10 protein-coding genes are annotated in these 19,146 nt (G+C 50.4%); 4 read left to right on the forward strand and 6 right to left on the reverse strand.

The window, feature by feature from the left end; translation table 11 throughout:
- Positions 1 to 176: 176 nt before the first annotated feature.
- The 5 genes from QEH52_RS14305 to QEH52_RS14325 all read right to left on the reverse strand — a co-directional run bounded on the left by QEH52_RS14305 (position 177) and on the right by QEH52_RS14325 (position 3,215).
- Complete coding sequence (locus tag QEH52_RS14305; protein WP_308951340.1) at positions 177 to 809, reverse strand: site-2 protease family protein; 633 nt, start codon at positions 807 to 809, stop codon at positions 177 to 179.
- A gap of 4 nt (positions 810 to 813) precedes the next feature.
- Entirely contained in the window at positions 814 to 1,410 is a 597-nt protein-coding gene (recR, locus tag QEH52_RS14310; protein WP_308951341.1) for a recombination mediator RecR, read from the reverse strand.
- Between the two features lie 79 nt (positions 1,411 to 1,489).
- On the reverse strand, positions 1,490 to 1,801 hold the full coding sequence (locus QEH52_RS14315) for a YbaB/EbfC family nucleoid-associated protein (protein ID WP_308951343.1): 312 nt from the start codon (positions 1,799 to 1,801) through the stop codon (positions 1,490 to 1,492).
- A gap of 126 nt (positions 1,802 to 1,927) precedes the next feature.
- Complete coding sequence (locus QEH52_RS14320) at positions 1,928 to 2,734, reverse strand: cyclic nucleotide-binding domain-containing protein (RefSeq protein WP_308951344.1); 807 nt, start codon at positions 2,732 to 2,734, stop codon at positions 1,928 to 1,930.
- Positions 2,735 to 2,762: 28 nt separating this feature from the next.
- Positions 2,763 to 3,215: a CBS domain-containing protein gene (locus tag QEH52_RS14325; protein WP_308951346.1), complete on the reverse strand. Its 453-nt coding sequence runs from the start codon at positions 3,213 to 3,215 to the stop codon at positions 2,763 to 2,765.
- 106 nt (positions 3,216 to 3,321) lie between these two features.
- On the opposite strand from QEH52_RS14325, the gene QEH52_RS14330 reads away from it, so the two are divergent.
- The 4 genes from QEH52_RS14330 to QEH52_RS14345 all read left to right on the forward strand — a co-directional run bounded on the left by QEH52_RS14330 (position 3,322) and on the right by QEH52_RS14345 (position 7,247).
- The gene (locus QEH52_RS14330) at positions 3,322 to 4,275 is read left to right on the forward strand and encodes an ROK family protein (protein ID WP_308951347.1); all 954 of its coding nucleotides are present in this window, start codon (positions 3,322 to 3,324) and stop codon (positions 4,273 to 4,275) included.
- 216 nt (positions 4,276 to 4,491) lie between these two features.
- Positions 4,492 to 4,812, forward strand: coding sequence for a DUF2288 domain-containing protein (locus QEH52_RS14335; protein ID WP_308951348.1), 321 nt, complete (start codon positions 4,492 to 4,494; stop codon positions 4,810 to 4,812).
- Positions 4,813 to 4,829: 17 nt separating this feature from the next.
- Positions 4,830 to 6,017, forward strand: a complete 1,188-nt coding sequence (gene chrA, locus QEH52_RS14340; protein ID WP_308951350.1) for a chromate efflux transporter — start codon at positions 4,830 to 4,832, stop codon at positions 6,015 to 6,017.
- 51 nt (positions 6,018 to 6,068) lie between these two features.
- Positions 6,069 to 7,247, forward strand: a complete 1,179-nt coding sequence (locus tag QEH52_RS14345; protein WP_308951351.1) for a DNA methyltransferase — start codon at positions 6,069 to 6,071, stop codon at positions 7,245 to 7,247.
- Positions 7,248 to 7,305: 58 nt separating this feature from the next.
- On the opposite strand, the gene QEH52_RS14350 is transcribed toward QEH52_RS14345, so the two are convergent.
- On the reverse strand, positions 7,306 to 19,110 hold the full coding sequence (locus tag QEH52_RS14350) for an RCC1 domain-containing protein (RefSeq protein ID WP_308951353.1): 11,805 nt from the start codon (positions 19,108 to 19,110) through the stop codon (positions 7,306 to 7,308).
- Positions 19,111 to 19,146: the final 36 nt, after the last annotated feature.

The following is a 19,146-nucleotide window of genomic DNA, read 5'->3' on the forward strand; positions in this document are numbered from 1 at the left end:
TTCGCTCTTCGAGCTACGCATGGCACAGCCCTTAGCACAACGTGGGAGCTTCGCTCTTCGAGCTACGCATGGCACAGCCCTTAGCACAACGTGGGGGCTTCGCTCTTCGAGCTACGCATGGCACAGCCCTTAGAACAACGTGGGGCTTCGCTCTTCGAGCTACGCATGGCGCAGCCTTAGCGTGTGGCTTGATAAGCTTGCCAGTTTTGCCAGGCGAAAAGTCCCATGAATAGGGACAAAAAGAGTGTGCCTAAAAAGAAATAACCAGCCAGTCCGATGGAAACGGCGACGATAACGCTAAAAAGGTGCACGTAGCTCTGCTTCTGCGGGCCCAGCACGGCGGCTAACATTTGCCCGCCATCCATGGGATAAATGGGCAAACAGTTTAAAATGGACCAGGCGATGCTCACCCAAATCAAGTCTCTCATGAAAGGCCCAAAAAGCGAGCCCTCGGGAATCGCTAAATAGCGTGAGAGCACGATCAGCAAGACGCCGAGCGCAAATTGCACCGCTGGACCGGCTGCGGTTACGACAAATGACTGCACGCGATTTAATCGCCCTGCGGGATAGGCGGCGAAGCCTCCGAAAGACTGCAGCGTAATCGAAGTGGGCAAGCCAAACTTGCGAATCGTCAATGCGTGCCCCAATTCATGAATTAAAATCGAAAGAAAGGCGGCAAACATAAATACCAGCACCAGCATGATATCCAGCGAATTAGCCGCACTAAAGCCGCCCCCGATCAAAGCCATCGTGATCCAAAACCACGGCTCAATACGCACGGGAATACCAAAAATTGAAAAGTGTATCATTATTTTATTCGTACGTGCGCCGGCCTTCGAGAGCACTGCGCAAGGTGACCGAGTCGGCATAAGTCACACCACCTCCACTCGGCAGTCCAAATCCGATGCGTGAGACTTTAATTGGCCGCGCTTGTACCAGCTCTTCTTGAATATAGTGGCAGGTGGCCTGACCTTCGATATCATTTGAAAGCGCTAACACGAGCTCAGTCACTTCGTCGGACTCGATCCGACTCTGCAAACTTTGAAAGTTCAACTGCTCAGGGCCAATCCCGTGGATGGGCGAAAGCTTGCCGTGCAATACATGATACTGCGCCTTCCATGCACTGGAACGCTCGATCGCGATCAAATCCGGCACATGCTCCACCACACATAGCGTGCTTCGGTCACGATTGGCATCTTCGCAAATGGCACAGAGTTCGCTCTCTGCCATATTACCACAATTCTTGCAGCGACCGACCGCATCGCGCGCAGTCGTCATAGCATTCAGCAGTTCGCCCATCACGTCGGGCTTCTCCACTAACAAATGCATCGCGACACGCTCCGCAGAGCGATAGCCCAAACCGGGTAAACGCTTCAGCTGCTGCAAGAGTGAATCGTAGGCAGGTGTCATGATCAGAAGACGGAGGGCAGCGAACAAAAGTCAAAAAGCCAACAGACGGCCCAACCCACGAAGCGGACCTCCAAGTAAACTACATCAAGCCAGGAAAGCCGCCCATACCACCGGTCACGGCGCCCATGGCTTCTTCACTGGTTTCTTTAGCCTTGGTTGCTGCTTCTTGAACAGCAGCCAAAAGTGTCTCTTCGACGAATTCGGCATCTTCCTTCAAAAATTCAGGATCGATCTTGAATGCTTGAAACTCGCCTTGCCCGTTAATTTTGACATTGATGGCACCACCGCCGCTGGAAACCTCCAAGATGGTGTTGGAGAGCTCCGCCTGCACGGCCTCCATCTGCTTTTGCATTTTTTGCGCTTGTTTAAGTAGTTTGCCGACGCCTGCCATAATATATGATCTCTAAATAAGGGGTTCTTAAAAAATGTGAAACGGCAGTGTCCTTAAACAAAAGGTGTCGAGTCAAGCCGATAGCAGAAACTCTAAGCCATTATAGCCATTATAAATATACAGCCACTATTTCACACCATTCTCAGTCACCGTCAGCGAAAAACGAACTTGGCTTTCGCCCCCACCCAACACCAAACTATTACTCCCCGCTGAAAGTCGCACACGTGACTCTAAACTTTTGCCGCCAATCCGTATGCCATTCACAATCGTCCCCAGCCTACTGCTGTGATCTTCGATGTAGACACCATCCGCACTGCTATCGATCACACAATGCTTACGAGACACGCGAAAAGGAGCACGATCAGCCACTAGAAACTGATTTGGAATCACCGCCTCGGAACCAGCGAGCTCCCCACGCCGCCCGAATAGAACCGGAAAACTATCGACCACTCGACTGCGCAGCGCGGTCTGCTGGCGAATTTCATCAGTTGCCGGCTCTACCAACACAACACAGCCAGACTTCGATGGACTCAAGATCTCAGGGTTGCGGTGTGGCTGTGTCGGCTCCAACTCATCCAGTCGGGCTAAGGCGTTTAGTAATCGATCATTAGTCACACGCAAACGATCAAAAATTGTCGAGAGATAAGGCACCAGCTCTTCCTCACGATTACTCAGCGTGGTTTCAAAATCATCACGCGCAAGCACACTTACGGTCGTCGTCTCTAAAGCACGGGCCGAAGCAGAACGTGGACAACTTCCTACGATTGCCATTTCACCAAAAATCTCCCCTTCCTCGAGAATCGCTAAAATCAATTTTTTACCATCTTCCTTAATCGAGATTTCAACGCGCCCCTGCTGCACTCGATAGGCTTCGTCCCCCGAATCCCCCTCTGCAAAGATCAACTTACCTGCCGGAAATTTTTCAACTTTCATATTAAACAGTATAAATACTAAATTTCATTCAACTTGGGTACTCCGAAAAAATATAGCGACGCAGGTTCTCAGCTTCCATCTCATTCACCTTGAGTAACCAACGAGTGACATCACCGATCGAAACCATACCAAGCAAGACATTATCATCAAATACGGGTAAATGCCGCACACGTCTATCCGTCATAATGTGCATCGCATCTTCGACTGAAGTCTCCAAACGAATCGACTGAAAATCCTCCGTCATAACATCTCGCACGAGCGTGACGCTCGGATCGCGACCAGCAGAAACCACGCGGGTTAGAACATCTCGCTCCGTAAAAATGCCACAGACCTGCCCCTCTCGCTTTACCAGTAGTGAACCAATACGCTGTCGATTCATTTCAGCAACGGCCGCACTCACAGTAAATTCTTCATTCACACAAATAACGGAGGCACTTTTTTCACTGAGGAGAATAGATACAGAAACTTGATTTAGGGGCATGTTCAGAATGTTATACTTGGAAGGAGATTCTAGCAACCTCACTTTATAGTTTCGTGGGGTAAAAATTTAGTTCGACAGCGTCATAGATGCCACGATCAATACCCGCATGAAACAATCTATTGGAGTCGATATTGGAGGCACAAACACCTGCGTAGGTACAGTCAGCGCAGACGGAACCGTTCACCAACGCGCACAATTCCGCACGGATGAGTACGACAATGGCATCGCCTATGCAAATCGCTTGGCGGAAGCCGTCCGCGAGGTCATGCAAGGCGACACAGCAATCGCCGCAGATGGCTGGGCGGGGCTAGGCATCGGCGCCCCCAATGGCAACTACCTGAGCGGCAGCATCGAAGAACCGCCTAACCTGCGCTTCAAGGGTATCACACCACTAGTGGACCTGCTGAAGGAACGCCTCGACCTGCCCAACATCCAGCTCACTAACGACGCCAACGCAGCCGCAATCGGTGAAAAAATCTATGGCGCCGCCAAAGATTATAGCGACTTCATCATGATCACGCTGGGCACTGGCCTCGGCAGTGGCATCTTCGTAAATAATCAACTCGTTTACGGCCACGACGGCTTTGCGGGCGAGATGGGGCACATCAGCGTCATACCCGACGGTCGCTACTGCGGCTTCGGACGCCGCGGCAGCTTGGAAAACTACTGCTCAGCCACTGGAATCCGCCGCACTTACTTCGAAATGATCGCACAACGCGGCGGCACCACTTCACTCGACCATATGCCGCTCGGCGAGATCACCGCCAAGGACATCGCCGACGCAGCCGATCAGGGAGACCCGATTGCTCAAGCGACTATGGACTTTACCGGACGATTACTCGGCGAAGCGCTGGCCTCCAGCGCACTAATCACCAGTCCCGCAGCCTTCTTCTTATTTGGTGGCCCCGTCAAAGCCGGCGAGGTGCTACTCGGACCGACACGTCGCTCCTTCGAGAAACACCTGATCCCCCCCTTCAAAAATAAGATCAAAATTATCGAGTCTGCCCTCCCGATGGGGGACGCAGCCATCATCGGAGCCGCCGCACTGGTCGCTTGCTAGATCGATGTATAAGTGGTGAAACAAGAAACGCCGCCCAATCGCTTGGGCGGCGTTCTGTTAACAAACAACAAACTAACAATTACAAATTACACTGATTTATATAGATATAGACGCACGACCTTGCTCTGCGTTCAATAAATCTAAAAAAACTTTCATATAAATCCTGCACCCTGGCAGCTACGCGACACCACAAGATCGCATCTCACTACACGACAAATGTTTAACGACGATTTCAGCCCCGCCGAAGACAAACTCACTCCGAGTGAAAAACTAGAAAAATACTCTGGCGAAGTCGACTGGAGCTACCTGCGTCCCCACTTTGAAGCTGGAAACATGATCTATGTAGACCCCTGCCTCGACTTAAAAACCGCCGGACTCGCCTTTTCCGAAGACAATCAAGCACAGGTGCAAAAATGGCTCCGCTGTGGTGATCTGGTGCAACCTTGCGATTTGCATGCGGCACACTGGCAAAAAGAGAAAACACAGTTTCGGGCCATGATCGTGCGGCCATTTATTCTCGCGCAGCCACTTCAATAACCACAGACACAGCGCCAATGACAGCATGCTGCGACCGCACGGGGCTCTTTAAGATCTTCTTCATCTATCTTCGCCTGGGCTGCCTCTCCTTCGGTGGCCCGATCGCACACTTGAGCTATTTCAAAGACGAATTTGTAACTCGTCGCCGTTGGCTCGACAGCGCCAGCTATGCCGAACTGCTGGCACTTTGCCAATTCGTACCGGGACCATCCAGCAGCCAACTCGGATATGCCATCGGTTGGTACCGCGCTGGACTGGCAGGCGCATGTGCCGCATGGCTGGGCTTCACCTTGCCCTCAGCCCTACTGATGATCGGCTTCGCTTACGGACTCTTTGCACTCGGCGCTTTCGTGGAACCACTCACCCATGGTTTACTGATTGCAGCAGTCGCAGTGGTGGCCCACGCCACACTCGGGCTGGGCAAAAAACTCTGTCCCGACTTTCCACGCCTAACCATTGCAATACTTGCAGCGGCAATTGTCCTAAGCTGCCCCAGTCATTTAAGTCCAGTCGCTGCCATCATAATTGGTGCACTCATAGGACAATGGCTCAAACCAGCCATCGAGCCTCCGCATCCATCTTTCTTGGCCGGACAAGCATCCACCCGAAAAACAGTCATTCTGGCGGCACTGATACTCTACGCGCTCTTGCTGCTCTTGAGCCTGGTCACCACGTCCTCCGCCCCAGGCGCCATTTACGCGTTCCACTACCGAACAGGTGCACTCGTATTCGGCGGCGGCCATGTAGTGCTTCCATTACTCAACGATAGCATCGTTGCAGCAGGCCTAGTGTCTGAAGAAAACTTCCTAGCCGGCTACAGTGCTGCCCAAGCACTGCCCGGCCCACTGTTCGCGCTGTCGGCTTTCCTCGGCACAGTGGGCTCAAACAGTAGTCCCGCAGCAATAGGAGGCATACTGGCACTCGTCGCCATCTTTTTACCTGGGCTACTGTTACTGACCGGACTGCTCCCTTTCTGGGGTCGCATACGTTCGCAGCAATGGACACAGTCGGCGCTCTATGGCGCCAACGCCGCCGTGGTCGGACTGCTCTTAGCTGCCCTCATCCACCCAGTCTGGACACATGGCATCGGAAGTTGGAGCGACCTTGCTTTCGCATCAATCGCCTTTTTAGCACTTTACAGGTATAAATGCCCCGCATGGGCAGTGGTGATCGGTAGTGGCATCGCTGGCTTTATTTTTTATTAAAAACAAAATTCTACGCTTGTACTATTAGCTGGAGCTTCCATCGTCGGAAACATGCCGACCACACAAGCCATACCTCGCAGCAGCAGCAGCAGCAGCAGCAGCAGCAGCAGCAGCAGTAGCAGTAACCTCATCAAACAAGGCGCATTCTGGACCGCCAAACAGCGTGATGGACATTCAATACACGAAATCTCTTACCGCGCCTGCTACAAACCACAACTGCCCGCCTACTTCATCCAACGCTATGCAGAGCCGGGGCAATTGATTTACGACCCTTTCATGGGCCGCGGCACCACCTTGATCGAAGCCAAGTTACTCGGGCACAATGTAATCGGCAACGATGTCAATCCACTCAGTACCATCCTCACGGCTCCACGTCTGTGCGAACAAAACTTAGAACAAATTGCGCACCGCATTGAGTCCATCGAACTCCCCAAGATGAAGATCAAAGACGAGGATTTGCTGGTTTTCTTCGAAGCCAAGACCCTACGTGAACTCTACGGCTGGCGCAGTTACTTTAAGGCACGTCACAAAGCAGGCACCTTCGACACAATCGACGCATGGCTACAGATGGTCGCCTGCAACCGTCTGACAGGTCACTCCAAGGGTTTTTTCTCCGTCTACACGCTACCACCCAATCAAGCGACAACACTCAATGCCCAACGTAAAATCAATGCGAAGCGCGAGCAGAAACCAGAGTATCGCAATACCAAGGAGCTGATGCTGAAGAAATCCAAAAGCCTCTTGCGTCAGGCATTGCCCGAAAATTACAACAGCACCTCCTCCACCCTACTCTGCCGCTCGGCCGATGCCACTCCAGAGATAAAAGACGAATCCGTGCAACTGATTGTGACCTCTCCCCCCTTCTTGGACATCGTCAATTACGTGGGCGACAACTGGCTACGCAACTGGTTCTGCCAATGCGAACCCGAGCCCGGCAAGCTATGGCAACTGCGCAAGCTCGAAGACTGGACTGAAAAGATGACGGCCTCGTTGCAAGAAATGGCGCGTGTGCTCAAGCCCACTGGCCGCATTGCGCTGGAAGTGGGCGAAGTGCGCAAAGGCAAGCTCAAGCTGGAAGAACAGATCATACTCGCGGGGCAAGCCGCGGGGCTGACAGTGGAATACACGCTCATCAACAGTCAAAGCTTCACCAAGACTGCCAACTGCTGGGGCGTGCGCAATAATACGCGCGGCACTAATAGCAACCGCATCGTCGTCTTTAAGAAATAAAAAAGCGCGACTGCCCGTATGGCCGTCGCGCTTTGTTTGAGAAGTTTCAGCTCTACCCCTACGGGGCTTCGCTCACCGAGACCCGGAAGAAGGGGCAATCGATTTCATTGGTATCAATCGTCAGATCGATTCTTTCATAATCTGTCGAAGATAAGCCAGTCTGATCTGCGTTGAGACTTTCGGTGCTGCCAAGTGCCGGAACGGCATCCCACGGGCCCGTCAACACCAACGCGCACTCCGCGATGATCTCGAGATTCGCAGGTCGCTCGGCTCCGATCAGTCGCACATAGGTGACGATGAAATCAGTGCCGATCATTTGAGCTTGCAAACTAGGGCTGCTCGCAGCATCGGACGTCATATCTCCCCCAAGTGCCCACTCATAAAGGTTGGACTCACCATCGCCGTCAAAATCGGCATCGCTGGCTAAATCAGCAGCCACAACAGTCACACCATTATACATTTGGCCGACGAGAATGCCTTCCGCGGCAAATGCCCCCGCCAGTGCAGACTCACTGGCACTGGTCGTTGCGACATCAGCACTATTCGTAGGATCTGATCCCAATTGCAGCTCTGAGGCATTCGACATGCCATCACCGTCATAATCATCTTCAGGAGCTAGATTAGCGGGTACAGGGTTCCCGTAAGCACCATATTCAGCCATCTGTTCGGCAACGCAATTCTCCAGCTCAGTCGTGCTCCCCCAATCCACATTCGATAAGGGATTTCGGCCAAGCTGTAACTCAGCAATATTTGATACTCCATCAAAATCAAAATCAGAGCTCGCGTAGTAGCTAGTAGTAAAGGAGCCAAACTCGCCGAGTAATGCAAATTGCTCCACCACGAAAATATCAAGTGGATCACTCGGAGAGAAGAACGCATTCGAGGTGGATGTGGAGAGCATCAGCTCAGCAATATTTGAAACCCCATCACCGTCAAAATCATCAAATGGACCATAATTATCAACCGGGCGATCAATGAAAGAATAGAACATACGATTCGCTACGAAATACTCCAAGCTGGTCAACAAGACTCCACTATTTGCATCCGTCGGATCCGAGCCCAGCATAACCTCCAGCCCATTATTGATTAAATCATTGTCGTAATTGTCATTTGGCTGAATGGACACTTGCACTTCAGGACCAAAAACACCCGCATTTGCCATACCCACGGCGGTATAAGCCTGCATGATAGAGAATTCTCCGGTATCTAGATCACTGATCGGATTCCCACCAAGTTGAATTTCTGCCAGATTAGAAACGCCATCCCCATCATAGTCTTCTAGCGGGCCGATATTCAGCGGCGCAGGTGCCCCATAAACAGAATAGACATTCACAAAGCGCTCAGCGACGAAGTTCTGTAAAACAGTCGTACTGTTCGCATCGGCCGCATCTGTGGGATCGCGCCCCAATTGAAGCTCAACAATGTTACTCACGCCATCCCCATCATAATCATCACCTGGGGCATACTTGTCCACAGGTTGGACATCAAAGGCGTTGTAGTTCAGCAATTGAACCGCAACGAAATATGGCACTGGTTGCGATACAACAGTGGAGCCGTGATTACTAGGATTGCTCCCTGACATCAGCTCCAAGGCATTGCTATCCCCATCATTATCGTAGTCATCAAGCGGACCGATATTAAGAGGAATCGGTGAGCCATACACCCCAGCATCTCCCATCCCTTGAGCAACAAACATTTCCAAAAATGTAGGATTGCTCACATCATTAGCATCAGTGGGGTCGGTGCCCAGTTGTAATTCGACAAAGTTCGAAACTCCATCACCGTCGTAGTCGTCGCGATCACGCATCAGCGTGTAATCATAAACACCACGATCGAGGAAGTAATCGATCACGAACTGCGAGAGATCGCTTTGATTCTTAAGACGAACGACCACTCGCATCTGAGTGGCAGGATCTACCGCGACGCCTCCTGGTGCCACCGCCACATCATTACGTACAGTCACGTTCGCCGTATAATTGTGATCCACAACATCCATCACTAAAGGATCAGCGACCAAACCGCCCTCACCGGTGAGCGTATCAGCACCGACATAGCCAGTCGTCAATCCATAGAGCGTATCGAGATATGGTGTTTCAATGTCCAATAGTGTATTCCAAGTGGCTCCATCATCGTCACTATTCTGCACTTGATAGATAATATCGGTTGCGCCTCGAACCACGGGGAAGGTGATCGCTGGATAGGCCACTCCTTCATCATAAACGATGCGTGCTTTGTTGTAAGTTGTTTCACCATTAACGCTCTCAAGGCTAGGACTGGTATCCGAGAGGTCACTTAAGAAGGGCAGATTGAAAGCGTAGTAATAGAGATTGGCGAAATTGCTAGTGCCAAAATCAGCGTGTAAATCCCCAGACGGGGCGTTACTGATACGTGAACTGACAAACTTCTGCCAGCTCGCGTAATCAACCGTTGCCAACGCATCTGTAGATGGATCTAACCCCGCATCATAGGGGAAAGCTGCGAGCTGGAACCGTTGGTCAGTCACACCGATTACGCTCAAATCACTGGACTGTTCAATCGTCTGATCACGATTGATCACGAAGAAATACTGATAGTCTTCTAGTTCGGCAAGTGCCGCGATCACCGCTTCATCCAAATCTTCCATTCCTCCCGAGACCTGGTCTGCACCGAGGGCGGCCAAAAGCTCGGCTTGGCCAGGTAATTCGAGAACATGACGATAGGACAGCAGCGATTGTGCAGCATTCTGCGCCGTCAAACGACCAGGCAAAGCGACTTGCTCCGTCACCGTATCAAGCTCCATCACAAACTCTGCATTTGAAAGTAAGAACTCATCCTCCGACGCATCGAACTGCCAGAGTTCAATAGTTTGCGTCAATTCAGTCCCCGCAGGAATATCGCCCAAGCCCACATTCTCTAGCTCCCAATCAAAGAGTATCGTTTCGTTGGGATAGAACAGCTTCTGATTTTCTACATTTATGGCCCGAACCACTAATTGCGGCAAACGAGTGATTTCCACGTCCTGCAACACTGAGACAGAGTCATTGTTATCGAGCAACTCAACTCCCGTATCGTAGGTGAACTCCTGAAAATTGGGATCGAGCGATCGCACCCGCACCAATAAGTAGTAGGTGCCAGGCGTCAAATTAATCGGCAATTCAATGTCGCCGGTAAAGACCAAGCGTTGCCCAGAATCCAACACGCTTGCAACTCCGATGTGACCAATCAATTCGGAGGCAGACTCAAAGGTATCATCTAGAGAAAGCCTAACTTCCAGGTCTAAATCATTATAATCAAAGCCGACTGGCATATTTGCACGGTTCTCAACGGTGACATTGAGAGGAAACGAATCTCTCTCTAATACGTATTCCCCCCCGACATAGCTGACATCCACGATCGATAGATCAGCAACGTCCGCAATATCATCAAGTCTGACATTATCGACAAACACACGCCCCTGCGGTTGCTCATCGTCTACTCGTGTATAAGACCAAGCAATTTCCTGTAAACCGGCAGGAATCAAGATAGTTTCCTCAATCCAAACACCGTCGTCCTCACTGCTCAGCTCCATGGGTGTTGGGTCCATCAACGATTCGCGCATCACAGGCTCCTCGTTCAACATGAACTGAACTCGATCAATCGCATCACCAATCTCAGAATACCACTGAAAACGTAGTAATTTGGGCCCTTCGACTCGAGCCGAAACCACCGCACTGCCATCGACAGGTATCGGTTGGTCTACATCGGGACTACTCAATGAGGACCCGCCCACAATAGATTGATCCGCAGATGGGAACCAACGCCCATAGCCTGACAATTCCCAGTCTGCTGAATCCTCAAGCAGCCCCGTCCCCGCACGTTCCAGAGCAGACGGCACAGTCTCATCCGCATCTAATGTGACAACCTTAGCGCCAGACCACAACAGGTTGTTACTTGCATTATTCTCAAGCAAGAGATTGAGCGGGTTCACCCAGACGCCCAAATAATACTCCGCCGAAAGACTGAGTCCAACTGGTATCGTCAACTCGGGCTCGTTGGTGTAAGTGCGAACAGGTAAAAAGCGCTTACGAGAGAGTTGCTCTTTAGAACTCTGATCAAAGCCAATGACTAACTTTAATTGCTCATCAGAATAATCCTGCCAAGAACCTGCGTCGAGCACAGCGGTGAGCTCCAACAGTTCCTGGGCATCCAGTTCGGCTTCTAACTCGTTGGCCTCAGATTCTAACAGATCACGTATGCCTGCATCCATCAAAGCATTCAAACTATCTTGTGAGACACTGCTTTCCAAGTCATCCAAATTATCTCTCAGCCAGATAAGGTCATCCAAATCGAGTTTGTCGAATTTTTCATCACTAGGAGTTAGCTCAACATCCGAAGCATTGCCATCAGTCCAATCCAAGTTACTGACATCCCCGCGAGCCGTCGACAGGCGAACGTAAGTCGTCACACCTACATCAGGCAATTGACGATCCTTAATATTCCAGATGTAAACGGGCACATTAATCGGGTCGCCCGAGCGGTATGTATCTGCATCAGGTAAAACAAAGGTGGGAATCAAATCATAGGCAGCTGCCGAGAAATCATCGACCCAACCGGCATCAAGCCCAGCACGCACACCATCCCCATTCTCAATGTAGGACCAGCGTAAAATGTAATCACCAGGTTCCTCAATGGTGTAGTTATATTGAGCCCACTCGACTAAGCCAGAAATCTGTGCGATCGGAGTGAACTCGGCATCGTTGACACCGCGGATACTAAATTGCAGGACATCTTCGTATATGACCCCGTTTTGAATCTCAAACTGTGAAGAGACTCTCCAACGGAAGGAGATCAAACGTTTACTGTCGACAGATACAGAAGTCTGCATCCACGACACGCCTCCATTCTGAACAGGGCCCGACTGCGCCGAAGAACGAATTCCATTCGTAGGGTTATCTTGGCCGTAAACTGATGTTGTGCCATAGAAAGGTGCCTGCTGTGTAGACGACAACTCGGTAGGCACGACAAAACTATAGTCCCATGGAGTATAATTGCCTTCATCATCTAAAGCGACGTTCAGCGAAACTTCGCCGACAAAAACATTAGGATGTTCTGAATAAGTGACATTATCTTCCTCATCAGACTCGGAAATCACATCAGTCGCGTCAACGACTACACTGAGGTAATAAAACTGTCCCGCTTGGATGTAGTCTGGAATATCAGTCGTGATTTCATATGTTTGGCGAGAACCCGCAGCCAAACCGCGCGTTTCAACAAAGCTGGTGATCAAACGATCCGCCGTGAGCTCTTCCTCGCGTGATGTGGTCGCATACACATTGATTACAAAATCATCCGAACTAGCCGCACTCACACCTGATAGTCCACGATTTAAAATATCGAACTTAACGAACAACTCACTGGGGCCCTCGTCTTCAGTGGGCGCGATAATAAATAAGTCGTGAACCTCATTTGGCGCATCCTCAAAATCTGGATCTGCGGCAGGCCCCGCGACCTTAATCTCGTCATTGACGGAGTCCTCCGAAGGCTGCACGCGCAGATTTGCACGGCGATCAATGAAGATATCACGATTATCCGAACGTAGGAAATTATTATCATTTCCCGCAAAGGCTGCAGGCTCATCCACCTCAACCCCCGTAATCGCATCAATGGCATACTCAGCCACCGAATCATCGGCATCCACACGAGCGATAATATAGTAATTCCCCTCGGCGAGTTCCTCAGGCAAAATCAAGCTAGCTTGATAAGCAAAACTCGCGTCTTCATCGAGATCCTGAAACTTCTCGAGATAGCCCAAAGAAATATCGTCGCCATTGCCCGCCTCCGCATCGCTGGATAGCCAAACCTTGATTCGGAAGTCCTCTGGTAATGGAGCTTCCACAATGCCGCGGTTACTTCCCTTCACGATTACATATAAGCGATCACTGCCCAATACATATTCACCTGGCGTATACTGAATCGAATCAATCACATAATCAGGCTCATCGATCGGCTCGCCCACGACGAGTTGGTCCACAAACACACGCTCGTCTCCTACACGCGCGAGCTCTTGCACATAAGTAAAGCCTATAGGCGCACCACTTGGCACGATATAGTGAACTTGTTGCCAACCATCACTGACACCAAGATCTGAAGCACCTGAGAAATAGGCACTCACCTCGTCTCCTTCGGGACGCAGTGCATTACCATTTGCACCGAAGAACATATAGTTACGCGAACTACTGGTATTCGCTTTCACGCGAAAACTGACAACTCGCGGCTGATCTAAACGAAAGAGCAAGGAAGCCGCGGAACCCGCGCCCAGCACGGGGCTCTTGATTGCATCGCCTTCAACCGCTCCAACCACACCTGCAAGAGCAAACCAACGTCCCAAGCCTTCGTTGACCTCAATGTCAGGCGAAGTATCCCATGACGCGTCTCCAGTCTGCACCATGCGGTCTAGATTAATCGCGGGGAAGACTGCTTTGAATTCTTCCGCATCGAAACCTCCTGTGCCATCGATATCGAGCGCTTCAACAATCTGTAGAGCTCTGATTTCAACATCAGCGACTGCGCTAACAAAATCGTTATTCTCGTCATCAAACTCAGTCACTAGACCAGCCTCGTTCACGACTGAATTCGAATCACTGGGGTCCACGCGTGCCAACAAATAGTAATTCCCTTGGCTGGTCTCTTCAGGAACTAAGGAATTAAAGTTCAATGTAACAGAGTTTCCAGCAGTTGGTGCCCCTACCACTGGTAACGAGGAAAGTGCATTTTCCGGCGTCAGATCTAGAATCACATCGTTATCGTTCCCCCACACTTGATCTTGTGAGAGTCGCACTTCAACCTGATATGCAGTATCTACTGGCACATCTCCGAGATTTGTATTTGCCACGACCAGTTCGATATCAAGCAAATCTTTAGGACGTAAATCCGTCAGCGGTTGCCCGGCTGGGCTGGAGGCTGACAAAGCGCTAATTTCGAGATCCGGAATAAAACTCAATTGATCGATCCATGCGCTGTCGCTGCCTGCGCTCAGACTATCATCTTTCTCATAAGCCCAACGAATCTCATGGGCGCCGGCAGGAATTTGGACGATCTTCTCCTCCCAATCCACTTCGCCTGCAATCGAATCCCCGTAGGCCACATTATCGACATATAGTGTGAACGTGTCAGCCTTGATAGTGCCATCCTCATTCTCAGTAAACTCGCTACTGACCTTCCATAAAAATGAGATCGCAGCGGGCGCGTCTAAATCAACATTCATGACGAAGCCAGAGCTTTCACCATTTGCAATGAATGTGCTCCGCGCTATGTCTCCTGAAACAACGCTCTCGTCAATTAAACCGATGAAAGGCAGGTCGCCCTCAAAAGGTTGAACCTCATTATTCTGCAAATCTCCTGAGGTCGACTCCCAGTCAAGCGCCTCAGCCAAATCAACTTGTCCGAAAATAAATGCAGCGGTGCTGGAGAACACCGTATTATTCGTTTCATTACTTTCATCGAACACATCGTCCGCATCCACATAAGCTGCGAGATAAAGTCGCTGGCCCAGAGGCACAAACTCTCCCACAGAACCAATCGTCGGTGTAAAGGTATACGTATGATCGCCTCCAATAGGTGAGGTTAAGTTCTCATTTTGTGAATACTCACGAAGCAATAGGTCAAACTCATCCAAAACCGTATCTTCAGACAGGAATAATCGAACGTCGAAATCCCCTTGGACGACACCATAGCCTAAATTAGTAATCTCCATGGACGCCTCAAGCGAGTCATCGATCAAAAGCAAGCCACCAAACGCCTGGTTAGTGTATTCCACCGTAAGGTCAGGCAAAGCCAACAATTTAACGATACGGCTCTCGGAGATGAAGGTATTGTTAGTTTCATTAAACTCAACGATGTTGTCGGGCTCATCGACCGTCGCAATCAGGTAGTATTCACCCGCAGGAATCGTGGGATCCAATGTGATCGAGGGGGAGTTCGAAAACTGACTCCCGGAATTAAGCAAGGCTGTAAAAGTCTGCACCAAACCATCGCCACCATCGACGGGGTAATCATCCACATCTAAGAATTCATCTTCGGAGAGATAGAAATGAACCTGAATGTTACCGCCAGCAGGCTGTGTAACCCCGCCATTACGCACATCATAGTTCAAATGTAATTGGTCGCGACCAAGCACATACTCCGCAGAGTCGACCTCACTGCCATCGATCACTAGTTGCACCGTACTAAAGCTAAAATCGGGCTCTGAGAGCGCTTCGACTGAAATCTGATCCACCCAGCCCATGTCATCTCCAGAACTGGTGGAAGAATCTTTCTCGTAACTCCAGCGCAAGGTGTAGGGGCTACCGCTGGCAGGCAGTAGCAGCGTTTGATACGCCCAGTCCACTTCACCGGCAATCATCGTGCGCAATTGCCCGTTTGAATAAAGCTTGAGGCTGTCGCGTTTATCAGTGCCATTATTCTCACTGCTCACTTTCCAGTAAAATGATAAAAGAGAGTCCTCCGCGACAGCGATATCAGCCTCAAAGTAAGATTTCTGACTGTCTCCAATCTGAGCACTCTGCAGAGCGTCCACATCATCGTGAGTCACTAATTTTTGCCCAAAGAAAGGAAAGCCAGCACTAAAGGGAGCAACAGTCGGCGTACTGATGGCATATTCAGCCGCATCGTCAACGTCGACGGTGCCAAATGCGTATACAGGATTCCGAGTAAAGACTACATTATTAGTCTCATCGGTTTCAGTAAACGCATTAGTGGAATCAATATAGACCCCGACATAACGGAATGCACCCACAGGAATATCTGACGGAATCGTAGGCAGGAAGATCTGCACCGAACGACTATTCCCTGGCGAAAAACCACCCGCTTCCGTGTGCAACGCCAACGAATAATCAGATGCGTCAAAAACCTCATCCTCCGAGAGGAACACAGCTACTTGCATCGAGTCATAGGCACCGCCCAAACCTTCATTCTTGAGTGTAAACTCAGCCGCAAATGTATCGAGGCCTGCAGTAAAGACATTACCAATAATAGAGATACTGTCCAAGGATGGGTAGGTCTGAATGGTCAGATCCGGCAAAGCCTGGACATTGACAATTGCAGACTCCGAAACAAGAAGGTTGTTATACTGAACGGCCGCACCGGCACCATCGGGAAAGAGAGCTAGTCCCGCTTCGTTCACACCAATTTCTTCGACCGCATTATTGGCATCGACGACTCCAATCAAATAATAATCATCAATCAAATTGTTTGGAAGATTGATCGTTTCTGGAATAGTCACTGTGCCATTAGAGCTAAGCCCACCCGAATAAGTCAAAGAACGGACCAATACATCCTCTGCGGGATCAAAATTGGAATCGCGTGAGAGGTAAATTTGTAGCTCTATGGGTGTGCCTGCAGGATGGGGCAAACCTTGGTTGCGTATTTTCAAATTATACTTCAATCCACCTTGTCCAGCCACGAGCGAAACAGAATCAACCTCTTGGCCATTGAGCTCTAAAGTTAAACTATCCAACACAAAGTCCGGGGCTGTCATAGGATCCACTCGTAAGTGATCCACATACACACGATCGTTGGCGTTGGCGGTGCCCACATAATACTCCCAGCGTAAATCTGACTCGGAAGCGACTGGAATGACGACCTCTGCCCATGCAGTTTGTCCAGAAATCTCAAGGGCTTCAGAACCGCCAGTAGCCTGAAAACTCAAACGGTTGTTACCTGAGCTGGTCGCCGACTTCCAATTAAATCGAATGACCGATGGCAGAGTGAGCGAGGTCTGTAAGGCAGCACTCTGCGCTTCCCCAAGTGAAGGGCTAAACGCAGCATCTCCGTCTTCAGCGCCCGCGTATGCGAAGCCGTACCAATTGCCTGAGCCTGTAGTGGTGAAAGCTGTACCATTATAATCGAGGCCTTCCGCTAGCGATAGCTCTGCAATCGAAATTAGCTTGGAGCCACTAATTGATATATTATTGGCTTCATCGACTTCAGAAAGCACATCAGTCTCATCGACGACTAAAACTACATAATAAGCGACTGCATCGACCCCTGCTGGGATACTGAAACTCAAACTATCTGAATAACTGTTCCCCGCTGGCAGGTCGACATCCAAGGCCAACGCTGAACTACCTGCAGTGGGCGACAATTCGAGTACAGTGCTCGAGCTCAGATCATCATAGTCCGGCGTGAGCAGGAACTTTAATTGGAAAGGTGTATTCTTATCTTTATCTAAATCTCCCGTCCCCTCATTGCGGATGGTGTAGTCGAGGGTAATGCTATCGCCGACCGCATAACTCGGCTGTGGTGCCTGCAGGCTCAAGGCTGACGGTAGTAGATCCAATGTGAAATTCGCGGCATCAGCAAGGAAACCAGTATTATTGCTTTCGTCGAATTCTTCAATCAGATCGTTACTATCCAAATCAACGAGCAAATTGTAGTTACCAACATCAACCGAAGCTGGTAACGTCACTGAGAGCGCAATCGTTAAAGTGCTAGCACCCGCGATCTCTTGCGCCTGCCCAGCGGGCACCGAAAAGCTGAGACCTTCAGTGAATTGAACCTGCCCGGTAGCTCCGAAATTTGTCGCGGGGCTCAAAGCCATGTCCAATTGGAGTGCCTGAACATCCGCAAGTTCGATCGTCCCGGTACCGTTGTTTTGAACAACAATCTCGATATCCAAGTCGGAAGATCCGCTGACATTGCTCACATCAGACAGGATTTCTACGGACTCAACAACCAAATCCACCGCGCCCAAAGCGCTGGAAACAAAGCTGGAAGAACTGTCATTTCCACCTAGGCCGAGTTGCCCACTGGAATTACTGCCCGCCGCTAAGAGGCTGCCGTCATTGAGTTCAATCGCGGAATAATCTCGTCCCGCGGCAATGTCGCTGACTTCCGCACGAACAGACTGAAAAATATTATACAAGCTCTGCCCATTCGCGATCCCCGACTGTCCCGAAGCATTTTGCCCCGCAAAAAATAAGAAACCATTTGTCGACAGTGCCAAAGTATGTGAGGTCCCAGCAGAAACATCCTGAAAAGTCATGTTGCCAAGGCTGCTAACCACCGCTGTCGGCGTAGCTATATTTTGAATCGATGTGCCCGAACTTGCTCCAGTTCCAAGTCCGCCAAAGGCCCCTTGGCCCCATGCAAATAGTTTGAAATACGAATCGATCGCGAAAGAACTGGTCGAACCAGCTTCTACTTTCTTCCACGTGCTTCCACTTCCGACACGAGTGGGAGCCGATACAGCGGACGTATGTCCAAGCCCCAACTGATAGAGAGAATTGCGGCCCCAAGCATAGATCTGACCATAACCCGAATTGGGATTCCCCCATGCATGAATCGCGAGTGCGTAATCGGCGCCTGCGGCGATCGCGATCCATTTGTCATCATTAGGGCTATTGCCTTCTTTGTCCTGCAAACGCACCGGCGTCGTTTGAACCTGCGCAGACACCGCATTGCCCAATTGATCATGATTGTTATTACCCCAGAGCCAAATCTCGCCATCAGCATTCAAGGCCATAGAAAATGCACTCCCCGCTTCGACCTGGGTCCAGTTTGTTGCCGAACCTACTTGCGTGGGCACCAGACGTGTCGTCGTATCACCCAGTCCGAGTTGCCCATAATCGTTATTCCCCCAAGTCCATAGAGTGCCATCAGCCTTGATCGCTAGACTATGTCCACCATCCGAACCAGAGCTGGTAGGCACCAAGCTAGTGGCCACTTGAAGCCATGGCCCGGACTCAGCTGAGGCCACAGGTAGATCGCGATCCACTTGAGTGCCGTCACCGAGTTGCCCAGAGCTATTGGAGCCCCAAACATACAGATCTCCTGCATCGCTCACATAGAGTACGGATGCATTGCCCGCGGATATTTCAGCTGCGTCCAGTGAAGCAAACGGGAGCATTGCTAAAGATAGCAAAATCAGTCGCTGAGTTTTTTT

Origin of the sequence: Thalassobacterium maritimum (assembly GCF_031127805.1) — a bacterium.
Lineage (GTDB): Bacteria > Verrucomicrobiota > Verrucomicrobiia > Opitutales > Coraliomargaritaceae > Thalassobacterium > Thalassobacterium maritimum.